Origin of the sequence: Streptomyces cinnabarinus (assembly GCF_027270315.1) — a bacterium.
Taxonomy (GTDB): Bacteria; Actinomycetota; Actinomycetes; order Streptomycetales; family Streptomycetaceae; genus Streptomyces; species Streptomyces cinnabarinus.
In genome coordinates this window covers 4,304,168-4,326,249 of record NZ_CP114413.1, presented here as the reverse complement: position 1 = coordinate 4,326,249, position 22,082 = coordinate 4,304,168, and the positions used below count along the sequence as shown (strand labels likewise).

At 71.2% G+C, this 22,082-nt stretch carries 22 protein-coding genes; 9 read left to right on the top strand and 13 right to left on the bottom strand.

Going from position 1 to position 22,082, the window contains the following annotated elements; translation table 11 throughout:
* Nucleotides 1–9: 9 nt before the first annotated feature.
* Entirely contained in the window at nt 10–1,587 is a 1,578-nt protein-coding gene (locus STRCI_RS19455) for an FAD-binding oxidoreductase (RefSeq protein WP_269660238.1), read from the bottom strand.
* A gap of 534 nt (nt 1,588–2,121) precedes the next feature.
* On the opposite strand from STRCI_RS19455, the gene STRCI_RS19450 reads away from it, so the two are divergent.
* Together STRCI_RS19450 and STRCI_RS19445 are read left to right on the top strand one after the other, a co-directional pair.
* Nucleotides 2,122–2,946 carry an SCO4651 family lipoprotein gene (locus STRCI_RS19450; protein ID WP_269660237.1) on the top strand — a complete coding sequence of 275 codons (825 nt, stop codon included), beginning with the start codon at nt 2,122–2,124 and terminating at the stop codon, nt 2,944–2,946.
* Nucleotides 2,947–3,044: 98 nt separating this feature from the next.
* Complete coding sequence (locus STRCI_RS19445; protein ID WP_269660236.1) at nt 3,045–3,242, top strand: hypothetical protein; 198 nt, start codon at nt 3,045–3,047, stop codon at nt 3,240–3,242.
* A gap of 51 nt (nt 3,243–3,293) precedes the next feature.
* Here the strand turns inward: STRCI_RS19445 and STRCI_RS19440 are convergent, their stop codons facing one another.
* Nucleotides 3,294–3,632, bottom strand: a complete 339-nt coding sequence (locus STRCI_RS19440; RefSeq protein ID WP_269660235.1) for a metal-sensitive transcriptional regulator — start codon at nt 3,630–3,632, stop codon at nt 3,294–3,296.
* Between the two features lie 188 nt (nt 3,633–3,820).
* Between STRCI_RS19440 and STRCI_RS19435 the strand changes: the two genes are divergently transcribed.
* Together STRCI_RS19435 and STRCI_RS19430 are read left to right on the top strand one after the other, a co-directional pair.
* Nucleotides 3,821–4,441 carry a DUF47 domain-containing protein gene (locus STRCI_RS19435; RefSeq protein ID WP_015659485.1) on the top strand — a complete coding sequence of 207 codons (621 nt, stop codon included), beginning with the start codon at nt 3,821–3,823 and terminating at the stop codon, nt 4,439–4,441.
* A gap of 8 nt (nt 4,442–4,449) precedes the next feature.
* The gene (locus STRCI_RS19430) at nt 4,450–5,448 is read left to right on the top strand and encodes an inorganic phosphate transporter (RefSeq protein ID WP_269660234.1); all 999 of its coding nucleotides are present in this window, start codon (nt 4,450–4,452) and stop codon (nt 5,446–5,448) included.
* A gap of 176 nt (nt 5,449–5,624) precedes the next feature.
* On the opposite strand, the gene pstB is transcribed toward STRCI_RS19430, so the two are convergent.
* The 11 genes from pstB to STRCI_RS19375 form a co-directional block, all read right to left on the bottom strand.
* Complete coding sequence (pstB, locus tag STRCI_RS19425; RefSeq protein WP_269660233.1) at nt 5,625–6,401, bottom strand: phosphate ABC transporter ATP-binding protein PstB; 777 nt, start codon at nt 6,399–6,401, stop codon at nt 5,625–5,627.
* A gap of 81 nt (nt 6,402–6,482) precedes the next feature.
* On the bottom strand, nt 6,483–7,541 hold the full coding sequence (pstA, locus tag STRCI_RS19420) for a phosphate ABC transporter permease PstA (RefSeq protein ID WP_269660232.1): 1,059 nt from the start codon (nt 7,539–7,541) through the stop codon (nt 6,483–6,485).
* Nucleotides 7,538–8,545 carry a phosphate ABC transporter permease subunit PstC gene (gene pstC, locus STRCI_RS19415; RefSeq protein ID WP_269660231.1) on the bottom strand — a complete coding sequence of 336 codons (1,008 nt, stop codon included), beginning with the start codon at nt 8,543–8,545 and terminating at the stop codon, nt 7,538–7,540. The genes pstA and pstC overlap by 4 nt, the downstream gene beginning before the upstream one ends.
* A 104-nt stretch (nt 8,546–8,649) precedes the next feature.
* On the bottom strand, nt 8,650–9,774 hold the full coding sequence (gene pstS, locus STRCI_RS19410; RefSeq protein WP_269660230.1) for a phosphate ABC transporter substrate-binding protein PstS: 1,125 nt from the start codon (nt 9,772–9,774) through the stop codon (nt 8,650–8,652).
* Nucleotides 9,775–10,089: 315 nt separating this feature from the next.
* Nucleotides 10,090–10,548, bottom strand: coding sequence for an NUDIX hydrolase (locus STRCI_RS19405; protein WP_269660229.1), 459 nt, complete (start codon nt 10,546–10,548; stop codon nt 10,090–10,092).
* Nucleotides 10,549–10,592: 44 nt separating this feature from the next.
* Nucleotides 10,593–11,867: a CHAD domain-containing protein gene (locus STRCI_RS19400; RefSeq protein WP_269660228.1), complete on the bottom strand. Its 1,275-nt coding sequence runs from the start codon at nt 11,865–11,867 to the stop codon at nt 10,593–10,595.
* Nucleotides 11,848–14,079, bottom strand: a complete 2,232-nt coding sequence (locus STRCI_RS19395; protein ID WP_269660227.1) for an RNA degradosome polyphosphate kinase — start codon at nt 14,077–14,079, stop codon at nt 11,848–11,850. Before STRCI_RS19395 ends, STRCI_RS19400 begins: the two co-directional genes overlap by 20 nt.
* Nucleotides 14,080–14,375: 296 nt before the next feature.
* Entirely contained in the window at nt 14,376–15,278 is a 903-nt protein-coding gene (locus STRCI_RS19390; RefSeq protein WP_269660226.1) for a hypothetical protein, read from the bottom strand.
* The gene (locus STRCI_RS19385; protein ID WP_269660225.1) at nt 15,275–16,273 is read right to left on the bottom strand and encodes an ABC transporter permease; all 999 of its coding nucleotides are present in this window, start codon (nt 16,271–16,273) and stop codon (nt 15,275–15,277) included. Before STRCI_RS19385 ends, STRCI_RS19390 begins: the two co-directional genes overlap by 4 nt.
* Complete coding sequence (locus STRCI_RS19380; RefSeq protein ID WP_418953359.1) at nt 16,270–17,238, bottom strand: ABC transporter ATP-binding protein; 969 nt, start codon at nt 17,236–17,238, stop codon at nt 16,270–16,272. The genes STRCI_RS19385 and STRCI_RS19380 overlap by 4 nt, the downstream gene beginning before the upstream one ends.
* On the bottom strand, nt 17,235–17,621 hold the full coding sequence (locus STRCI_RS19375) for a GntR family transcriptional regulator (RefSeq protein ID WP_269660224.1): 387 nt from the start codon (nt 17,619–17,621) through the stop codon (nt 17,235–17,237). Before STRCI_RS19375 ends, STRCI_RS19380 begins: the two co-directional genes overlap by 4 nt.
* A gap of 113 nt (nt 17,622–17,734) precedes the next feature.
* On the opposite strand from STRCI_RS19375, the gene STRCI_RS19370 reads away from it, so the two are divergent.
* The 5 genes from STRCI_RS19370 to STRCI_RS19350 are packed head-to-tail and all read left to right on the top strand — an operon-like array spanning nt 17,735 to nt 22,068.
* Entirely contained in the window at nt 17,735–18,277 is a 543-nt protein-coding gene (locus STRCI_RS19370) for an RNA polymerase sigma factor (RefSeq protein ID WP_269660223.1), read from the top strand.
* Nucleotides 18,274–19,089 carry a cupin domain-containing protein gene (locus tag STRCI_RS19365; protein WP_269660222.1) on the top strand — a complete coding sequence of 272 codons (816 nt, stop codon included), beginning with the start codon at nt 18,274–18,276 and terminating at the stop codon, nt 19,087–19,089. Before STRCI_RS19370 ends, STRCI_RS19365 begins: the two co-directional genes overlap by 4 nt.
* Entirely contained in the window at nt 19,086–19,946 is an 861-nt protein-coding gene (locus STRCI_RS19360) for an ABC transporter ATP-binding protein (protein WP_269660221.1), read from the top strand. Before STRCI_RS19365 ends, STRCI_RS19360 begins: the two co-directional genes overlap by 4 nt.
* Nucleotides 19,943–21,460 (top strand): ABC transporter permease, encoded by a 1,518-nt coding sequence (locus tag STRCI_RS19355; RefSeq protein WP_269660220.1) that lies wholly within the window; start codon nt 19,943–19,945, stop codon nt 21,458–21,460. Before STRCI_RS19360 ends, STRCI_RS19355 begins: the two co-directional genes overlap by 4 nt.
* A complete protein-coding gene (locus STRCI_RS19350) occupies nt 21,457–22,068 on the top strand; it encodes an ABC transporter (protein ID WP_336298809.1) in 612 nt (203 codons plus the stop codon). Before STRCI_RS19355 ends, STRCI_RS19350 begins: the two co-directional genes overlap by 4 nt.
* The last annotated feature ends 14 nt before the right edge of the window (nt 22,069–22,082 follow it).

Genomic DNA, 22,082 nt, shown 5'->3' with positions numbered 1-22,082 from the left:
GGCCGGGGTTCACAGCGCCTGCGGGAACGTGAAGAAGCCCTTCGGGTCGTACTGCTTCTTCAGCCGGGCCAGGCGGGGCGCGGCGTCGCCGTAGTACGCCTGGCGCCAGTCCTTCAGGGCCGGGTCCGTGTAGTTCTGGTAGGCCGCGCCCGAGGCGTACGGCTTCATCGCCGTGTGGGCCTCGGTCAGCCACGACTGGGCCGTGGTGCCGCTCGTGCCAGCCCGCCAGGCGGCGATGTACTGGGCCAGCATGCGCGAGCGGCGGTGCACGAACGCGGTCGCCGTGGGGTCGACGCGGTTGACGGCGCCGCCGAGTGCGGTGAGCGCGATGCTGCCGGAGCCGCCGCGGACCGACTTCATCTTGGCGAGCAGGGTCTGGATGCCCGCCGCGGAGATCGAACGGTCGAAGAAGTCCGACTTCGCGGCGTACGTCTCGCGGTTCAGGGCGCCCTGCGGGGAGCGGCCCGGGGTGCTGCCGGGGAGGTGGCACTGGGCGTCGGTGGTGAAGGAGGAGCAGCCGGCGTACAGCTCCATCGACTCCTCGTAGGAGCGGCGGCGCAGCGAGACGCTGGTCGCGGGGGCGCCGATGCGGTCGGCGAGGCGGTCCACGGCGTTCTGGAGTTCGCCGTAGGTGCCGAGGGAGAAGGCGGCGACGGAGACGGTGGGGGTGCCGCCGGTCGCGTTCGCGAGGTGGAACGACGACCAGATCTCGTCGGGCTGGGTCGGGCCCCATTCCTGCCATGCCTTCAGTACGGCGGCGGCCTTCGACCAGGGCCAGGACATGTACGCCGTCACGGCCTGCGGGGCCGGGTGGGTCTTGAACTGGAGTTCGGTGACGATGCCGAAGTTGCCGTTGCCGGCGCCTCGCAGGGCCCAGAAGAGGTCCTTGTTCTTGGTGGCGTTGGTGGTGAGTTGCTTTCCGTCCGCCGTGATGATCGTGGCTTGGGTGAGGCTGTCGCAGGTCAGGCCGTAGGCCCTGGAGACGACGCCGTGGCCGCCGCCGAGGGTGAGGCCGGAGACGCCCACGGTGGGGCAGGAGCCGGCGGGGATGGTGACGCCCTTCGCGGCGAGTCCTCGGTAGACGTCGATGAGTTTGGCGCCCGCGCCGATGACGGCTGTGCCGGAGGCTGTGCGGATGCGGTTGAGCTTGGAGACGTCGATGATCAGGCGGCCGTTGCCGGAGGACCAGCCGGCGTAGGAGTGGCCGCCGTTGCGGATCGCTACGCGGAGGTTGTGGGCGCGGGCGTAGGCCAGGGTGGTGCGGATGTCGTCCGGGTGGGCGACGTAGGCGACGGCTGTGGGCTTCAGGGTGTCGAAGCGGGTGTTGTAGAGCTGGTGGGCGCTGGGCCAGGCGGTGTCGCCGGGGCGGATGAGGGGGCCGTCCAGGTCTTGGGCGAGGGCGGACCAAGTGGCGGGGGCGGGGGCGGAGGCGGCGGTGGTGCGGAGGGCTGGGTTGGGGGCGGGGCCGGTGGTGCGGGTGCCTGCCCTGTCCTTGGCGCCTGTGCCGGTGCCTGTGCCTGAGCAGGCGGCGGTGGTGGCCGCCGTGAGCACGGCTGCGCCGCCGGCCATGAAGGTACGCCGTTCCATGTCGCCTCCCGTGGGTTACGTGGAACGAGACGGGGCGGTGGCGATGCGGGTTCCATGCAACCTCCGCACCATTCTTTTCTCGCCCCCGCCGCCCCTACCCGTCCCATCCCTGGAGGCTGCGCCCCCAGACCCCCGCTGTCGGCCCTGAACGGGCCTCGTCCTCAAACGCCGGACGGGCTGGAAGGGCTGGGGTGCCTCGCCGCGAGGGGGATGTGGGCCGGCCCGGATCGGTTCAGGGCTCTGTGTGGGTCTCTGCGTCTCTTCTTGCCTGGCTTCTTGCTCTTCTTGCCGGGCCTCGCCAGCCGCAGGTGCAGTGGGCTGTGCAGAAGGGGCCCTGGTCGGTTGTGGCTGTGCGGTGGGGAGGGGAGGGCGGGGGTGCGGGCTGGACCTGGTCTTGTGCCACGGAAGTAACCGTACCCAAGGGGAAGCAAAGGTTTCCGCGGGTGGTGGCGTGCGTTACGGGGGTGGCCAGTCGTCGTTAAGGGGATCGATGGGGGCCCGTGACGGACGTACCGGCTGGGGGGTAGGCAGGCGATGACGGAGCGGCAGTACAGGCGGAGGGGGGCGGTTGTCGCCGCCGGGGTCGTGGCGTGTGTGGGGGTCGGCGGGTGTGGGGGTGCCCAGGGCGGGGGCGTTCATGGAGGGGAGGGGGCCGACGTGGTGCGGGGGGCCGCTGCCGAGCTCGTCCGGGCCCGTAGTTCCAAGGCCCATACCTCCATGGAGATGGCCGCTGGTGGGACCCGCGTCACCATTCGGGGGGAGGGGATCTACGACTACCGCAAGCAGGTCGGCCGGCTGAAGGTGTTGCTGCCGCAGGATCCGTCGGGGGACTCGCCGCATCGGCCCATCACTGAACTGCTCGCTCCCGGTGCCCTCTTCATGAAGAACCGGGGCGCCGGTGTGCCCGCCGACAAGTGGGTGCGGGTCGAGACGGAGTCCATGGCGGACGGCAATCTCGTCACCGGCGGCGCCACCGATCCCTTCGCCGCCGCCGAACTGCTCCTCGGCGCCCAGGACGTCAGCTTCGTGGGGGAGGAACAGGTGGCGGGTGTCGACGTACGGCACTACCGCGGCACCGCCGATCTGCGGCGGGCCGCCCGGCACGCCTCCAAGGGATCCCGGGACTCGCTCGCCGCCGCGGCGAAAGGGTTCGCCACCTCGCGGGTTCCGTTCGATGTGTACCTGGACGAGGACGGGCGGATCCGCAAGGTGCGGCATCGGTTCAGCTTTGTGAACGGGCAGCAGGACGGACCCGTCGCCGTCGCCTCCACGACCTTGCTGTTCGACTTCGGTGTCGCCGTGGACGTACGGCTTCCGGACCGCGACGACATCTTCGCCGGGCGGATCGCGGAGGAGTGAGGATCCTCGACGGTCGTCAAGGACTAGCCCTTCCGTGCCATGCGCGGTGTGTAGGCCGCTCCCTACTCTAGGAAGTCGGTGACGGCAGAGAAGAGGTGATGCGCGTGGCTCCGGTCGGCGGTACGGCAGTTCAGGACCACGTGGCCCTCGCCGAGATCGAACTGTGCGGTGAGCTGATCATCGCGGCCTCGGCCGCCGAGGAGCGGCTGAGCATGGAGAGTATCGATCAGGTGCTCAGAGTGGCGGAGGAGCGGGACGCCATCGGCATCGACGATCCCGGCTCCGTCACCCGGTGATTTTCGGCCTCCCGCCGCACGCCCTCGGCCTCCCGCCGCACCCCCGAAGACTCAGGTCCGCAGCAGCCGGCCGATCGCCTTCGTCGCCTCTTCCACCTTCGCGTCGATCTCGTCGCCGCCCTTCACGGCCGCGTCCGCGACGCAGTGGCGCAGGTGCTCCTCCAGGAGCTGGAGGGCGAAGGACTGCAGGGCCTTCGTCGACGCCGACACCTGCGTGAGTATGTCGATGCAGTAGACGTCCTCGTCGACCATCCGCTGAAGGCCCCGGATCTGGCCCTCGATCCGGCGCAGCCGCTTGAGGTGCTCGTCCTTCTGTTTGTGGTAGCCGTGCGTGGCGTGATCGTGCCCATGCTCGGAGGGCGCCGTGGCGCCGGCCTCGGTCGTCGTCATCGCGTCCTCCAGACACATACCCCTACTGGGTATATCGTACCGAACTTTGCTGGGTATAGGGCCCTTGGTACGCCCCCGTGCTGATCACCATGCCCGATGGGCGACACTGGGGGACGGCCCATTAGCCGTGGCCGGATGATGCGCCTAGCATCAGCCTGACCGAAACCGAAGCACCCCGAGGACCCCACGTGCGCTTTCGTCTGACCCCCAGGGAGACGAGCTTCTACGACATGTTCGCCGCGTCCGCGGACAACATCGTCACGGGCTCGAAACTCCTCATGGAACTGCTCGGGGCGGACACCGCCGGCCGGGCCGAGATCGCAGAGCGTATGCGGGCCGCGGAACATGCCGGTGACGATGCCACGCACGCGATCTTCCACCAGTTGAACTCCTCGTTCATCACGCCCTTCGACCGCGAGGACATCTACTCCCTCGCGTCGTCCCTCGACGACATCATGGACTTCATGGAGGAGGCCGTCGACCTGGTCGTCCTCTACAACGTGGAGGAACTGCCCAAGGGCGTCGAGCAGCAGATCGAGGTTCTGGCCCGGGCGGCCGAGCTGACCGCCGAGGCCATGCCCAATCTGCGCACGATGGACAACCTCACCGAGTACTGGATCGAGGTCAACCGGCTGGAGAACCAGGCCGACCAGATCCACCGCAAGCTGCTCGCGCACCTCTTCAACGGCAAGTACGACGCCATCGAGGTCCTCAAGCTCAAGCAGATCGTGGACGTCCTGGAGGAAGCGGCCGACGCGTTCGAGCACGTGGCGAACACGGTGGAGACGATCGCCGTGAAGGAGTCCTGAGCTCGTCCATGGACACCTTCGCTCTGGTCGTGACCATCGCGGTCGCGCTCTTCTTCACGTACACCAACGGCTTCCACGACTCGGCGAACGCGATCGCCACGTCCGTGTCGACCCGGGCGCTGACGCCCCGCGCGGCGCTGGCGATGGCCGCCGTGATGAACCTCGCGGGTGCCTTTCTGGGGTCCGGCGTCGCCAAGACCGTCAGTGAGGGGCTGATCCAGACGCCCGAGGGGTCGAAGGGGATGGGGATCCTCTTCGCCGCGCTCGTCGGGGCCATCACCTGGAACCTCATCACCTGGTACTTCGGGCTGCCCTCCTCGTCGTCCCACGCGCTCTTCGGCGGCATGGTGGGGGCCGCGCTCGCGGGTGGTACCACCGTGTACTGGGACGGGGTGCTGGAGAAGGTCGTCATCCCCATGTTCGTCTCGCCGATCGTGGGCATGCTCGCCGGTTATCTGGTGATGACCGCGATTCTGTGGATGTTCCGGCGGGCCAATCCGCACAAGACCAAGCGCGGGTTCCGGATCGCGCAGACCGTCTCCGCGGCCGGTATGGCGCTCGGTCATGGTCTGCAGGACGCCCAGAAGACCATGGGCATCGTGGTGATGGCGCTGGTCATCGCCGATGTCGAGGACTACGGCGATCCGATCCCGGTGTGGGTGAAGATCGTCTGCGCCGTGATGCTGTCGCTCGGTACGTATGCCGGTGGCTGGCGGATCATGCGGACGCTGGGGCGGAAGATCATCGAGCTGGACCCGCCGCAGGGGTTCGCGGCGGAGACGACCGGTGCGTCGATCATGTTCACCACGGCGTTCCTGTTCAAGGCGCCGATCTCCACGACCCATGTCATCACCTCGGCCATCATGGGCGTCGGCGCCACCAAGCGGTTGAACGCGGTGAGGTGGGGCGTCGCCAAGAACATCATTCTCGGCTGGTTCATCACCATGCCGGCCGCGGCGCTGGTGGCGGCGGGGGCGTTCGGGGTCGTGCACCTCGCCTTCCTGTAAGGGGCTGGCGGCGGGCCGTACGGACGCGGGGCGAGACCTCGCAGAAACGTCACTGCAGGACCGGCCGCAGGCACCGGGCACGACATACGACAACGGGCCCGCCCCCTGGGAATCCAGGGGGCGGGCCCTTTATCTGCCTCGCGGTGGCACCGCCATGCAGCACCGCGAGGGGTCTGTCAGCCGAAGCGGCCCGAGATGTAGTCCTCGGTGGCCTGGACCGACGGGTTGGAGAAGATGCGCTCCGTGTCGTCGATCTCGATCAGCTTGCCGGGCTGGCCGACGGCGGCCAGGTTGAAGAAGGCCGTACGGTCCGAGACTCGGGCGGCCTGCTGCATGTTGTGGGTCACGATGACGATCGTGAACCGCTCCTTCAGCTCGCCGATCAGGTCCTCGATGGCCAGCGTGGAGATCGGGTCCAGGGCCGAGCAGGGCTCGTCCATCAGCAGGACCTTGGGCTCGACCGCGATGGCGCGGGCGATGCACAGACGCTGCTGCTGACCACCGGACAGGCCCGAGCCGGGCTTGTTCAGCCGGTCCTTGACCTCGTTCCAGAGGTTGGCGCCCTTGAGGGACTTCTCGACGATGTCGTCGAGCTGGGACTTCTTGTACGAGCCGTTGAGCTTCAGACCGGCCGCGACGTTGTCGTACACCGACATCGTCGGGAACGGGTTCGGGCGCTGGAAGACCATGCCGACCTCGCGCCGCACGGTCACCGGGTCGACCCCGGCGCCGTACAGGTTCTCGTCGTCGAGCATGACCTTGCCCTCGACGCGGCCGCCGGGGGTGACCTCGTGCATGCGGTTCAGGGTCCGCAGGAAGGTGGACTTGCCGCAGCCGGAGGGGCCGATGAAGGCCGTCACCGAGCGGGGCTCGACGGTCATCGAGATGTCGTCGATGGCGCGGAAGTTGCCGTAGTAGGCGCTGAGGCCGCTTACGTCGATTCGCTTGGCCATGGGTATCACTGCTTCTTTCGGGAAAGTCTCTGGGTTCGGTCGCTGTATGGCCTCACGCGGCGGTAGCCGCGTGTCGTCGCTCTAGCGACCGGACTTGGGGGCCTTCCAGCGGGCGATGCCGCGGGCCGCCAGGTTCAGGATCATCACGAAGGCGATCAGGGTGAGAGCCGCGGCCCAGGCGCGGTCGTACGCCGCTTCGGAGCCCGCGCTGTTCGCGTACTGCTGGTAGATGTACAGCGGCAGCGACGCCTGCGCCCCTTCGAAGGGGTTGTTGTTAATGAACGGGTTGCCGAACACCAGCAGCAGGACGGGCGCGGTCTCACCGGCGATACGGGCGACCGCCAGCATCACGCCGGTCGTGATACCACCGACCGCGGTCGGCAGGACCACCTTCAGGATGGTGCGCCACTTGGGCACGCCCAGAGCCAAGGATGCCTCACGCAGCTCGTTCGGGACGAGCTTGAGCATCTCCTCCGTGGAGCGGACCACGACCGGCATCATCAGGATCGCGAGGGCCAGGGCGCCCGCGAAGCCGGAGAAGCTCATGTCGAAGATCAGCATGAGGCTGAGGATGAACAGGCCGGCGACGATCGACGGGATGCCGGTCATCACGTCGACGAAGAAGGTGACGGAGCGGGCGAGGGCGCCGCGGCCGTACTCGACCAGGTAGATCGCGGTGAGCACACCGATCGGCGCGGCGATCAGGGTGGCGATGCCGACCTGCTCCAGGGTGCCGATGATGGCGTGGTAGATGCCGCCGCCGGGCTCGCTGTCCGCGACGACGCCCATGGAGTGGGTCAGGAAGTAGACGTCGAGGACCTTGATGCCGCGGGCGATGGTCGTCCACACCAGGGAGACCAGCGGTACGACGGCCAGCAGGAAGGCGACCCAGACCAGCGAGGTCGCGATGCGGTCCTTGGCCTGGCGCCTGCCCTCGACCTTGCCGGCGATGACGTAGGTGCCGAGGACGAAGAGCAGCGCGGCGATCAGGCCCCACTGGATCCTGCTCTCGACGCCGGTGGCCAGGCACAGGCCGATGGAGACGCCTAGGGAGCCGGCCGCGATGGCCCAGGGGGACCACTTGGGCAGTCGGGCGCCCTGGAGGGAGTTCGGGTGCTGGACGAGAGTCGTGTTGCTCATGCGTTGGCCCCCGAGTACTCCTTGCGGCGGGCGATGATCATCCGGGCCGCGCCGTTGACCAGCAGGGTGATGACGAACAGGACGAGACCGGAGGCGATCAGCGCGTCCCGGCCGAACTCGTCGGCCTCACCGAACTTGCTGGCGATGTTCTGGGCGAAGGTGCCGCCGCCCGGGTTGAGCAGGCTGCCGTGGATCAGGAAGTCCGGGGAGAGCACGGTGGCGACGGCCATCGTCTCGCCGAGGGCGCGGCCAAGGCCGAGCATCGAGGCGGAGATCACGCCGGAGCGGCCGAAGGGGATCACCGCCATGCGGATGACCTCCCAGCGGGTGGCGCCGAGGGCCAGGGCGGCCTCTTCGTGCGTCTGCGGGACCTGGCGGAAGACCTCGCGGCTCACGTTGGTGATGATCGGCAGGATCATGATCGCGAGCAGGATGCCGACCGTGAGCATGGAACGGGCGGGGCCGCCCTCCCAGTCGAAGAGCCCGGTCCAGCTGAAGTAGTCGTTCAGCCAGCCGAACAGGCCGTCCATGTGCGGGACGAGGATCAGGGCGCCCCAGAGGCCGTACACGATGGACGGCACCGCGGCGAGCAGGTCGATCACGTAGGCGATCGGGCCGCTCAGCCTGCGGGGGGCGTAGTGGGTGAGGAACAGGGCGATGGCCACGGCGATGGGGACCGCGATGGCCATGGCGATGATCGAGGAGACGATCGTGCCGTAGGCCAGGACCGCGATGCCGAAGACCGGCTCGTTGCCCGCCGTGTTCCATTCGAAGGTCGTGAGGAAGTTGCCCTCGTCCTTGCTGATGGCCACGGCGGCCCGCCAGGTGAGGAAGACCGCGATGGCGGCCATGATCACCAGCAGGAAGATGCCGGAGCCGCGGGCGAGACCTAGGAAGATCCGGTCGCCGGGACGGGTGGCGCCGCGGGCGTTGCGCTTGTGCTGCGCCACGGACGGCTGTGGTGTGGGAGGAGGCGCTTGAGTGTTCTTGGTCGTTATGTCCATTGAGTTCTCCGGTCTGCGGCGCCCTGGGGGATACAGGGCTCCTGGCGGCGGTGCACCGGACGGTGCGGTCCGGTCCCGCGGGGGAACCGGACCGCACACTCAGGTCAGCTCAGGCCCGCGACGGTCTCGCGAACCTTGGTGATGATGTCGTCGGGCATGGGGGCGTAGTCGTTCTCCGCGAGGATCTTCTGGCCGTCCTCGCTGGCCATGTAGGTCAGGAAGGACTTGACGGTCGGCAGGGTGTCCGCCTTGTTGCCCTTGTCGCAGACGATCTCGTACGTCACCAGGGTGATCGGGTAGGCGCCATCGGCCTTGGTGGCGTAGTTGAGCTCCAGGGACAGGTCCTTGCCGGTGCCGACGACCTTGGCGTCCGCGATGGCGGCGGTGGCGGTGTCGACGGAGGCCTTGACCGGCTCGCTGGCGCCCGTGTCGATGGCGACGACGGAGGAGTCCTTGGCGTAGGAGAGCTCCATGTAGCTGATCGCGCCGGGGGTCTGCTTGACCTGCTGGGCGACACCGGAGGAGCCGGACGCGGACTGGCCGCCGGGGGCGGTCCAGGCCTTGCCGCCCTCGTACTTCCAGTTGTCCGGGGTGGTGGCGATCAGGTACTTGGTGAAGTTGTCCGTGGTGCCGGACTCGTCCGAGCGGTGGAACGCCTGGATCTTGAGGTCGGGCAGCTTGGCGTCGGGGTTCAGCTTCGCGATCGCCTCGTCGTTCCAGTTCTTGATCTTGTCGCTGAAGATCTTCGCCAGGGTCGGCGCGTCCAGGACGAGGCTGTCGACGCCGTCGACGTTGTAGGAGATGGCGATCGGGCCACCGACCATCGGCAGGTCGATGCCCTGGCCGCCCTCGCAGACCTCCTTGGAGGCGGTGACCTCTTCGGGCTTCAGCGCCGAGTCGGAGCCGGCGAAGGCGACCGTGCCCTGCGTGAACGCGGTGACACCGGCGCCGGAGCCGCCGCCCTTGTAGTTGATCTGGACGCCCTTGCAGGCGGCGGTGAACTGCTTCACCCACGCGTCGATCGCGTTCTTCTGCGCGGACGAGCCGTCGGCGAGCAGCTGGCCCTTGGCGTCGTCACACTTGATGTTGCCGGCCTGGGCGCTGGTGGTGGAGTCGCCGCTGCCGGTGTCACCAGTGTCGTCGGAGCCGCACGCCGTGAGGGCCAGGGCGCCGGAGACGGCGAGAGCACCGAGAGCGAGGGCCCGCCGGTTCATGCGCTGAAGCTTCACTTGAGGGAGTTCCTTCCAGGAGCCGCCGTCCTGAATCCGGCGGCGTGCGAAGTCTTGGAGATGCGGGCCCGGTATCGAAACCACGCGCCGCACCGCGTAAGGCCGAAATTAGGCAGAACAGGTGAAGGCGCCGATGGCCGTAAATGAACGAGGGGTGAACCCCTGGGGACGGTGCGGTGAGGTCACGGAACGCTTACGTTGAGGACACGGACCGATGCCGGCCCGGGCCTCGCCTGGTCACTCTATGCATCCGGGTGACTACATCGGCGCGGGGGAGGTCCGGCGTGTGACGGCCCGCCCACGATCGGCGCACCGTCAACCCGGTAAGGGGCCCGGGCCCCGCTCGGCGGGCATGCCCAGCTCGTCCACCAGGTCCCGGTCGCGTGACTGGGTCAGCCTTCGGCGGGCCGCGTCGGGGCGCAGCCAGACGATGCGGTCGACCTCGGTACTGGGGACGAAGGTGCCGGGGCCGGCCTCGGCGGCCCAGTAGCGGACCTGCTTGGGACGGCCGGCGACCATGTACCGCAGGGTGGAGAGCTCGGCGCCGGCGGTGGCCCGGTAGCCGGTCTCCTCCTCGACCTCGCGCAGCGCGGCGACGAGCGGGTCCTCGGCGCGCTTCAGCTTGCCCTTGGGATGCGACCAGTCGTCGTATTTCGGCCGGTGGACCAGGCAGACCTCCAGCTCCCCGTCGACCGGGGAGCGGCGCCACAGCACGCAGCCGGCGGCCTGGACGGGCGAGTCGTTCAGGTGGCTCAAGTCGTTCAGTGATGTCACCGGGTGCCGGCCTCCTTGGTGGGTGGCGCTCCCTTTCGGGGGCGTCAGGAGGTGCTGACCGTCTGTTTCTGCCAGCACTGCTGGAAGGCGAAGCGGGCCGCCTCGACCTCGTGGCGCTGGTCGGCGTGGAGCACGCCGAGGGCGTAGGCCGTGGCCGGGGCGATACGGGGGGTGCGGGCCGCCGCCGCTGCCGCCGCCGCGGCCTCGGAGGCGTCGCGGTGCCGGTCCAGGGACTGGCCGGCGGTGAGCAGGCGTACGTCCAGGGGGGCGTCCTCGCCGAGGAGGGCCTCGCGGGCGTAGCGGTGCAGGCGGAGCAGGAGGCGGACCTGGTGCCAGGGGGCGTCCTGGGGATGGGGGGAGGGGTCGGGGGAGAGGCCGTGGATGAGGGCCTCGGCGTTGTACGGGCTGCCCGCGGTGACGAGGGGGAGGGCGGCTACGGCGTCGGTGAGGCGCTCCTCCGCCGCCGCGGCGAGGGGGTGGAGGTCGGCGGTGGGGGCGGCGGGGGTGAGGGGGACCTCGCTGGCGAGTACGGCGATGCTGTCGGCGACCGCGTGGAAGCGGCTGGAGCCCAGTGCCTGGAGTGCGGTGCTGTGGGCTCGCGTACGGGCGAGGGTGAGTTGGCGGTCGAGCAGGGCGCCTGCTTTTGCCGCGCCTACGGTGAGGTTGCCGCGGTCCGTTGTCGCCGAGGGCCGGCTCGCGGGGCCGTCGGTTGTCGCGGTGCCGTTCGCTGTGGTGGCCGGGGGGTGGGTCGCGGGGCCGGCGCTGCCGGGTGCGCCTTTCCTCGGGACGGGCGCCGCCCCGGCGGTACGACTGCCCGCGGCCAGGTTGGCGCCCGCCGCCACGTCCGCGCGAGAGCCCCCCGCCGCCCCGCCCCGCCCCGGCGTCGTCGCCTGTGTGGTCTGGGTCGGCAGGACCGTTGCTCCGGACAGGCGGTGCAGTGCCAGGAGCAGGCGCTCCAGGCGGGCCGCGTATGCGTGTTCCATCGCCAAGGTGCCCGACAGCCAGGCCAGTTCCGGGCGGATGCGTTCGGACCAGTCGGGGTCCAGGAGGGGGCGGAAGGTGTGCAGGCTGCCGCTGATGCGGCGGGCCGAGCGGCGCAGGGCGCGCGCCGCGTCGACCGAGTCCTGCGCACCGCTTCCGTTCTCCCCCGTCCGTGACTTCGCCCGCCCCGGAGATCCGCCGTCGCCGCCGCCGGTCTCCCGGTGCAGCCGCAGGGCGCGGAGGAACTCCATGGCCTGGGTGCGCAGGTAGGCCTCAAGGGCCTCCCCGGTCACCGGCACGGCCGTGGGGTTCGTCGGGTCAAGGTGTTGCTGTGCCACGCCGGCGCCTCCGGGCGTCTATGAGCATCTCCTGGACGTTCCGCAGGGGCTGGCCTTCGGCGTCGGTCGCGTGCCGGGTCCACTCGCCGTCCGGACCGAGGTGCCAGGAGGCCGTGGTGTCGGACATGCCGGTCTCCAGCAACCGGTTGAGGGCCGCCCGGTGGGCCGGGTCGGTGACCCTGACCAGTGCCTCGATGCGGCGGTCGAGGTTGCGGTGCATCATGTCGGCGCTGCCGATCCACACCTCGGGCTCGCCGCCGTTGCCGAAGGCGAAGACCCGGGAGTGCTCCAGGAAGCGGCCGAGGACGGAGCGGACCCGGATGTTCTCCGACAGGCCCGCCACGCCGGGGCGCACGGCGCAGATGCCGCGCACCCAGACGTCGACCGGCACGCCCGCCTGGGACGCGCGGTACAGCGCATCGATGATGGCCTCGTCGACCATCGAGTTGACCTTGATCCGGATGAACGCGGGACGGCCCGCACGATGGTGCTGGACCTCCTTGTTGATCCGCGAGATCAGGCCGTCGCGCAGGGACTTGGGGGCCACCAGCAGACGGCGGTACGTCTCCCGGCGCGAGTAGCCCGACAGCCGGTTGAACAGGTCCGAGAGGTCGGCGCCCACCTGGGCGTCGGCCGTGAGCAGACCGAGGTCCTCGTAGAGCCGGGCCGTCTTCGGGTGGTAGTTGCCGGTGCCGACATGGCTGTACCGGCGGAGCGTGTCGCCCTCCTGACGGACCACCAGGGACAGCTTGCAGTGGGTCTTCAGACCGACCAGGCCGTAGACCACATGGCAGCCGGCCTCCTCAAGACGCTTGGCCCACTTGATGTTCGCGTGCTCGTCGAAGCGGGCCTTGATCTCGACCAGGACCAGCACCTGCTTGCCCGCCTCGGCCGCGTCGATGAGCGCGTTGACTATCGGGGAGTCGCCCGAGGTCCGGTACAGGGTCTGTTTGATGGCGAGGACGTCCGGGTCCTCCGCGGCCTGCTCCAGGAACGCCTGCACGGAGGTGGAGAAGGAGTCGTAGGGGTGGTGCAGCAGCACGTCCCGGCTGCGCAGCGCGGCGAATATGTCGGGCGCCGACGCCGACTCGACCTCGGCGAGGTCGCGGTGGGTCCCGGCCACGAACTTCGGGTACTTCAGCTCGGGCCGGTCCAGCGAGGCGATCCGGAACAGGCCGGTGAGGTCCAGCGGGCCGGGCAGCGGGTAGACCTCGGCCTCGGAGATCTTCAGCTCGCGCACCAGCAGGTCCAGGACCTCGCGGTCGATGGACTCCTCGACCTCAAGGCGCACCGGCGGCCCGAAGCGGCGCCGCATGAGCTCCTTCTCCAGGGCCTGGAGGAGGTTCTCGGCGTCGTCCTCCTCGACCTCCAGGTCCTCGTTGCGGGTGATGCGGAAGGCGTGGTGCTCCAGCACCTCCATGCCCGGGAACAGCTCTTCCAGATGCGCGGCGATGACGTCCTCGATGGGGACGTAGCGGCCGGGGCTGGACTCCAGGAAGCGGGTGAGCAGCGGCGGCACCTTGACGCGGGCGAAGTGGCGGTGCCCGCTGACCGGGTTGCGCACCACGACGGCCAGGTTCAGGGAGAGGCCGGAGATGTAGGGGAAGGGGTGCGCCGGGTCGACCGCGAGCGGGGTCAGCACGGGGAAGATCTGGTGCCGGAAGAGGGTGAACAGGCGGGCCTGCTCCTTCTCCGTCAGCTCGTTCCAGCGGACCAGGTGGATGCCCTCCTCCGCGAGCGCGGGGGCGACGTCCTCGTGGAAGCAGGCGGCGTGCCGGGCCATCAGCTCGCGCGAGCGGGCCCAGATCATCTCCAGCACCTGGGACGGCTGGAGGCCGGAGGCGGACCGGGTGGCGACGCCGGTGGCGATACGGCGCTTCAGACCGGCCACCCGGACCATGAAGAACTCGTCCAGGTTGCTGGCGAAGATGGCCAGGAAGTTCGCCCGCTCCAGCAGCGGTGTGGTCGGGTCCTCGGCGAGTTCGAGGACCCGCTCGTTGAACGCCAGCCAACTGCGCTCCCGGTCCAGGAAGCGGCCCTGGGGCAGGGGGGCGCCGTCGGTCGGCGCCTCCTCGTAGGCGTCGAGGTCGGCGTCGATGTCCGGTTCGAGATCGGAGACCGAACCGGCCACGGTGCGCGAGCGGTGCGCCGCGATGGAGCCGACCGAGGGCTGCGCGTGCTGGGCCTGTGCCTGGGCGTTCTGCTGACTCATGGACCCATTCTTCCGCCTTCCCAGCGATACGGGCGCGTCGGAGGACGCGGGCGGGAGGGTCGCGGCGAGGCGTCGGGCGTCGCCGTTCCCCGCGATTCCCTCGGGAGGCGGCGACGGCTCGGGCACGGCGGGCTTCATTCGCCGAGCGTCGCAAGCCCGTCTGAACCAATGGTTACGGAGACATGGCGTGTGGATAGCGAGCGGCGGCTCCCGGGCGTCCGACTGCCGGGGCCGTACGTCCCTCCCCCCGTAGGAGGGACGTCCGGCCCCGGAGCTCTGGGTGGCGCCGCGGTGGATCAGGTGGTGCGTCGGCGCAGCAGCCAGTAGGCGCCCGCGACGGCGGCGGCCGCGGTGGCGAGAAGGATGCCGGTCTCGACGTACTGGATCGGCCAGAAGTGGGACGGCGGGTGGTAGCTCAGCTCGGTCCGGCTCGATGTCACCTGGAAGGCCGAGCGGGGTACCTCCCAGCCCGCCGTCGCACGGGTGACCGTGGGCCACAGGTCCTCGCGGTGGCGCTCCAGGAGGTTGAAGAGGAGCAGCGCGGCCCCGAAGGCGGCGCCGGCCGCCGGCAGGGCCCGGCCGAGCACCAGCCCGGCGAGCGCGCCGAGGGCGAGGCCGGTGAGGGCGTAGGCGACGGCCGTGGGTCCCGTGCCGACGAAGACGTCGGGGTAGTACCAGTCCCCGACCAGGTTCGGGTTGTCCGCGCCGCGGGCCCACACGCCCAGCAGGACCAGCACGGTCGTGCCGAGCGTGAGCAGGACGGCCGGGACGGCGAGCTTGGCGGTCAGCCAGCGCGCCGGGGTGACCGACTGGGTCCAGGCCAGGCGCGCGGTGCCGTTCTCCAGTTCGCGTCCGATGAGCGCGCCGCCCGCCCAGGCGGCCACCGGGAAGATCAGCCAGGCCAGGCAGGCGGTGACCAGGGCGATGCCGGTGGAGTAGGTCTCGTCCGCGGTGATCGCGTCGACCGCGGCGCAGGACGGCAGCCCGTCGGCGGCCGGAATGGCGCAGGCGCTGTTGCCGCGCTCGGCCTCGTCCGCGAGCGCGGCCAGCCGGAAGAGGAAGGAGGCCGCGGCGAGCACGGCCAGCCCCCACCCGACGAGCGCGGTGCGGTGCAGCCGCAGCACCGCCCACAGCAGGCCCTTGGGGCGGGGCCGGGAAGGACCGGCCGCGCGTACGGCAGGGGCGGGGATCGCGGTCATACGGCGGCTCCCGTACGGCGCTTGAGCAGCCAGAACGCGGCAAGCACGGCGAGCGTCGCGATGGCGAGGACGATGCCGGTCTCCACGAGCTGGAGGCGCCAGAAGTGGTCGGTGGGGTGGTAGTAGGCGTAGAAGCCGGTGATGTCCCGGTCGGTTAGGCAGCCGGGTTCGCCCGTGCAGTCCGGGATCGGGACGTGGGCGCCCTCGCGGGTGAGGGCGCCGCCCTCGACGATCATGCCGACGGTCTCGGGGTAGTCGTCCTTGGCGGTCGCGAGGTCCGGCGGCCACAGGTGCGGGCGCAGTCGGCCCAGCCAGTTGGACAGGGCCAGCTCGGCCGCGGCGGCGACGGCCAGGGCGGGCAGGGCGCGCGGCAGGAGCAGGCCGGTGAGGGCGCCGATGGCCAGGCCGAGCAGGGCGTAGGCGGTGGCGGCGGTGCCGTTGGCCAGGAAGATGGTGTCGTCGTGCCAGGCGCGCCAGCCCATGGTGTGCCGCAGTTCGCCCTCCGAGGACCACACCAGGCGGTGCACCAGGGTGAGCGTGACCATGCCCGCGGTGAGCAGCGCGGCCGGAACCGCGAGCTTGGCCGCCAGCCAGCGCGCCGGGGAGACGGACTGCACCCAGGCCAGCCGGGCGGTGCCGTTCTCCAACTCGCGGCCGATGAGCGCGCTGCCCGCCCAGGCGGCGGCGAACAGCGGGACGAGCCCCATCACGGCGCCACCGAGGCCGAGGGCGTAGTCGTAGCGCTGGTAGGCGGGGCCACTGACGTCGCAGCCCAGGCTCGGCTGTCCGGAGCCGCAGCCCGTGGCCAGGTACTCGCTCCAGGCGGCGTCCGCGCCGGGGCCGTACGCCCACAGCAGTCCGCCCGCGAACAGGGCGACCAGCATCAGCCAGAACAGCAGGGCCGACCGGTGGACCCGCAGCATCACCCAGACCAGGCCGCGCGGACCGCGAGGGCGCGGTGCGGTGCCGGTGGCCGGTGCGGTCACGGCGGTCATACGGCCGCCTCCCGGGCCTCGCCGAGGGTCAGCGGCGGGGCGTCGGGGGCCCGCAGGTGGGCCAGGACCAGCTCTTCCAGGGTCGGCTCGGTGGGCTGCCAGGACGCGGCGACGGGGCCCTCGGGGCGGATCAGCGCGGTGAGCTGGCGGCCGGTGGTGCGGGACTCCACGACGGTGTGCGGGGCCAGGAAGTCCTCGGCGGTGGGCGGGGCGAGGGAGTCCTCGGCGCGGCCGGTGACCAGGGTGTGCGCGGCGAGCAGGTCCTCCAGGGGGCCGGCGAGGCGGACCCGGCCGGCGCCGAGCAGCAGCAGGTGGTCGCAGGAGCCCTCCAGCTCCGCCACCACGTGCGAGGACATGACAACCGTGGTGCCGTGTTCGGCGGCGTCGGCCATCAGGGTGCCGGTGAGCTGGTGCCGGGCGAGCGGGTCGAGGTCGGCCATCGGCTCGTCCAGGAGCAGCAGTTCGGGGCGCTTGCCGAGGGCCAGCGCGAGGGCCACGCGGGTGCGCTGGCCGCCGGAGAGGGTGCGGATCTTGGCGTTCGGGTCCAACTCGCCCTCGGCGACGATCCGTTCGGCCACGGCGGAGTCCCAGCGGCGGGGGTTCAGTTCGCGGCCGAGGCGCAGGGTGGCGGCGACGGTGAGGTGAGGGTGGAGGGGCTTGTCCTGGGCGACGTAGGCGAGGCGCTCGCGGGCGGCGGCGGGGGTGGTGCCCAGCACGGTGACAGTGCCCTCGCCTGGCCGGGTCAGGCCTGCGGCCAGCGCCAGGAGGGTGGATTTGCCTGCGCCGTTGGGGCCGACTAGTGCGCAAATGCCTCCGGCGGTCAGGCGGAAATCGAGCTGCGTGAGGCCGGTGGGTCGCTGCTGCGCCGTCGTGGCTTGTCGCGCAGTTCCCCGCGCCCCTCTGGGGCGCCTCCAGGCGCCCCAGGACTTGCTCAGCCCTGTCGCCTCCATCGCTATATCACTCACGCCTCGTCCCCCTTGAAGTGTTCTTCCAACACGGCCGTGAACAGCGCCGCTACGTCGTCGTGTTCCAGGCCCGCCTCGCGGGCCCGCACGGCCCAGTCCGTCAGCTCCGTGTGGAACGGCGAATCGGCAGGCGCCGCGCCCAACGACTTGCGGACGAACGTGCCGAGGCCGCGGCGGGCCTCGACCAGGCCCTCGCGTTCCAGCTCGCGATAGGCCTTCAGCACGGTGTTCGGGTTGATGGCCGTCGCTTCCACGACCTCCCGGGCCGTGGGCAGCTTGTCGCCGGGTTCCAGCAGGCCCAGGCGCAGGGCCTGTTTGGTCTGCTGGACGATCTGCAGGTAGGTGGCGACGCCGCTGCGCCGGTCGATGCGGTACTCGACCACTCGCTTCCACCACCCTTTCACTAATTGAGTAGTGAAAGGGTGGTGGAAGTGGAGTGCGAAAGTCAAGCCGTGATTCCGTGAACCGATCAGCCGGGCTCGTCCGATGAGGTGACGTGAGCGAAACGAGAAGCGACGGGGACCTGCTGCGCGCCGTCGCGGCGGACGGGGACCGGCGCGCCTTCGAGGAGCTGTACCGCCGGTTCGCGCCCTGGCTGACCGCACGGCTGCGCAGCCGCTGTGCCGACCCAGGGCTCGTCGACGACGTCGTACAGGAGACGTTCCTCGCGGTGTGGCGGGGGACCGCCCGGTACCGGGAGGACGGGGACGTGGCCGGGTGGCTGTGGCGGATCGGGTCGCGGCGGCTGGTCGACGCGCTGCGCGGCGACGGGGCGCGCGGCCGGCTGCGGCAGGCGCTGGCGCGGCTGCGGCACCGGAACGAGGTGTCCGCCGAGGACCGCGTGCTCGCGGGGGTTGAGCACGGGGACCTGGCGGGCGCCTTGGTCCGGCTGTCGCCGGAACTGCGCGCGGTGCTCCAGGCCACGGTCGTCGACGGGCTGACCACCCGGGAGGCGGCCGTGCTCCTGGGGATTCCGCCCGGGACGGTCAAGACACGGGCGATGCGGGCCCGTAAGCAACTGCGGGAGGCGCTGGCATGACCTGGCACGTATCCGAGGACGACCTGCGGGCCTACGCGCGGGCCGAGCTGGCGGCGCCCCTGCTGTGGTCGGCCGACAGCCATCTCGCCGCCTGCGCGGTGTGCCGCGCGGCCCTCGCCGAGATCAGCGGCCCCGTCGACATCGGCTGGGAGCGCCTCGACGCCGCACTCGACGCGCCCAGGCCGGGCGTGTTCGAGGGGCTGCTGCTGCGGCTCGGGGTCGCCGACCACACCGCTCGGCTGCTCGCGGCCACCCCCGTGCTGCGCCGCTCGTGGCTGGCGTCGGTGGTGCTGCTGCTGGTGACGACGGTGGCCGTGGTGCACACGGCCGGTGCACCGACCCTGTTCCTGGCCCTGGCACCGCTGCTGCCGCTGGCCGGGGTCGCGCTCAGCTACGGACCCGCGCTGGACCCGACGTACGAGATGGCGGTCGTCTCGCCCGTGCACGGGTTCCGGCTGCTGATGATCCGTACGGTCGCCGTGCTCACCGCCGGGCTCGCCCTCAACGGCCTGGCGACACTCGCCCTTCCCTCCTACGGCCTGCGCGCCCTGACCTGGCTGCTGCCCGCGCTCGCCCTCACCGCCACCGGACTCGCGCTGACCCCCCGCTTCGGGCCGGTCCTCGCGCCGTCCCTGGTCGGCGGGGCGTGGCTCGCGGTGATCGCCGCCGCCGACCAGGCCGCGAACGGCGGGCAGCTGGCCCCCTTCACCGCCGCCGGACAGGGCGCCGCCGCCGCGGTCGCCGCCCTCGCGGTCGGCCTTCTCTACTTCGTACGTGACCGATTCGACGTGTTCCACGGGAGCGCCGCATGATCTTCACCGTCTCCGCCTCCGGGCTCAGCCTCCACTACGGCGGCACCCGAGCCCTGGACGAGGCGTCGCTGTCGCTGACGCCGGGCGTCACCGGACTGCTCGGGCCCAACGGCGCCGGGAAGACCACCCTGTTGCGGGTGCTCGCCACCGCCGTGCCCGCCCAGCGCGGATCCTTCACCGTGCTCGGGCAGGACCCCGGCACCGCGCGCGGACGGCAGGAGGTACGCCGGCGGCTCGGCTATCTGCCGCAGACGCCCGGCTTCCACCCGGACTTCACCGCCTTCGAGTTCGTCGACTACGTGGCGATCCTGAAGGAGCTCACCCAGCGCGCCGCCCGCCACCGCGAGGTGCGCCGGGTGCTCGACGAGGTCGACCTGGGCGACGTACGCGGCCGGAAGATCAAGAAGCTGTCCGGCGGTATGCGGCAGCGGGTCGCGCTCGCCGCCGCCCTTGTCGGGGACCCCGGGTTCCTGGTCCTCGACGAGCCGACCGTCGGGCTCGACCCCGAACAGCGCATGCGGTTCCGGGAGTTGATCGCCCGTGCCGGCGAGGGCCGGACCGTGCTGCTGTCCACCCACCAGACCGAGGACGTGGCGATGCTCTGCCACCGCGTCCTGGTGATGGCGGGCGGCCGCATCCACTTCGACGGCACCCCCGCCGAGCTCACCGCCCAGGCCGCCGGCCGGGTGTGGAGCAGCGCCGAACGCGCCCCGCACGCCAAGGCGGGCTGGCGCACCGGCGCCGGGACCTTCCGCAACGTAGGGGATCCGCCGCCCGGCGCCGACCTCCTCGAACCCACGCTGGAGGACGGCTACCTGCTCACCCTCGACGGCCACGGTCTGGCGGTGACGGCATGACCACCCTCGTCCAGCCGGTGCCCGTCGCCGTGTCCGTGCGCCCCCGCGACTCCTGGGCGGCCGTGTTCGCCCTCGCCCGCTTCGAGTCGCGCCGCCTGCTGCTGTCGATGCCGGTGCTGGCCGCCTTCGCGGTCTACATCGCCTGGATCGTGTGGAACGCCCGCGACTCCTACAACGGTTTCCCCGCGCTCCAGGACGCCGACCGCGCCACCCAGAGCACGCCTCTGCTGGTCGGGCTCGCGGTGCTGCTGAGCGTGAACCTGGCCGTGCTGCGCTCCCGGCGCCGGGACACCGAACGCCACTTCGCTGTGCTGGTGGTCAGCACCTGGCGCCGCTCCCTCGCCCATGTGCTCTCCGTGGTGCCCGCCGCGCTGCTGACCGCGGTGTGCGTGGCCGCCCAGTTCGGCTGGGAGGCGCTCCGGCCGGGCGCCGTCGGGCAGGGCTCGCCGGGCGAACTGCTCGTCGGACCGCTGACCGTGCTGCTGTTCGGCGCGCTCGGGGTGCTGCTGGCCCGGCTGCTGAAGTCGGCCTTCGTGGGCCCGCTGCTGGTCGTGTTCTTCCTCTTCTTCCTCGTCCTCGGAGCCGTCCCCAGCGACCCCGAGTCCGGGACCCGCTGGCTGACCCCCGTGGTCGGCGAGGGCAGCTCCGACACGCTCCCCTCCGACCTGCTGGGCCGCCCGGCCGCCTGGCACGCGCTGTATCTGCTGGGCCTCGGCCTGACCGCAGGTGTCCTCGCGGTGCTGGCCGGCGGCGGACGCCGCGTCAAGACCCTCTACCCCGCGCTCGGCGGGGCGGTCGCCCTGGCCCTGATCGGCGCCGTCGCCCAGTCCGGCGGCGAACCGGCCTCCCTGAAGGCCGCCCGGGAGAAGGCCACGGTCGACCCCGAACAGGACTGCGTGCAGCGCGGCGGCTCGACGTACTGCGCCTTCCCGGAGTGGGAGCCCCGGATCGGGACCTGGGCGCACGTGGTGGACGAGGTCTCGGACCTCGCCGCCGGCAGCGCGCACGACCAGCCGCTCCTCGTCCGCCAGCGCATCGAGGCCCGCTACGGCCTGTCCAGCGACGGCGCCGTCGAGCCCTCCGGCACCGCCCACGAGGTCACCGTCGGCACCAGGTGGGGCGGACCCCGGGTCCCCGAGTTCTCCTCCGCCGTGGCCGCGGTGCTGGTGACCGGGAGCGAGCGGGCCGCCGGTGAACTGTGCGACGGGCGGGTGGTCACCGTGATGTGGCTGTCCCTGGGCTGGCAGGACGAACCGATGGACGCGCTGCGCGAGGTGCGCCTCGACGACAGCGTCACCGGCTCCGCGATCGTCCTGTCCCCGACCGACCCGCTGTCCATGTCGGTGGGCCAGACCGATGTCGTGCGCGAGCTGCTGACCCGCCCGAAGGCCGAGGTGACGGCCCTGGTGAAGAAGCACTGGACCGAGCTGACGGCGCCCGGGGTGACCACCGCTCAGACCGCCGAACTGCTCGGGGTCAAGGACATCACCGAGAAGGACGGGTGCGAGGAGTGACCGAGCTGATCCGCCCGGTCTGGCGCACGCTGCCCTGGCCGGCACTCGGCACCGGGGCCGCCGTAGGACTGCTGGTCGCCTGGATGTCCCGGCTGTACGCCGAGAACTTCGACCCCTGGCTGGCCCTCAACACCCTGCGCACCGCGGCCCTGGCCTTCGCCCTCGGCCTGGCCTTCGTCCTGGACGACCCGGCCCGTCACACCACGGCCGCGGTGCCGGTGCCCCGGTTCGTCCGGCAGGGCCTGCGCCTGGCCCTGGTCGCCCCGGTCGCCGTCCTGTGGTGGACGGCGGCGGTCCTCCTGGTCCCCGCCGAACTGCGCCCCCCGGTGGGCGCGACCACCCTGGAGGCGGGCGCCGCGTGCGCGCTCGCGCTGGCGGGGGCGGCGGCCTGGATCCGGCGGTCGCAGGAGCCGGAGCCCGGGGTGAGCGTGGCGGCGGCGGTCCTCACGGCGGCCGTACTGGCGGGGCTGCTGCTGCCGGACGACTGGAAGTTGTTCGTAGCGGCGGACGATCCCGCGTGGGACGCGGCCCATGGCAGGTGGGGGGTGCTGCTGGGGGCAGCCGTGGTGGGCTGGACGATCTGGGCAAGGGAACCCGTACGCAGATAGGGGCGCGGGGCTGT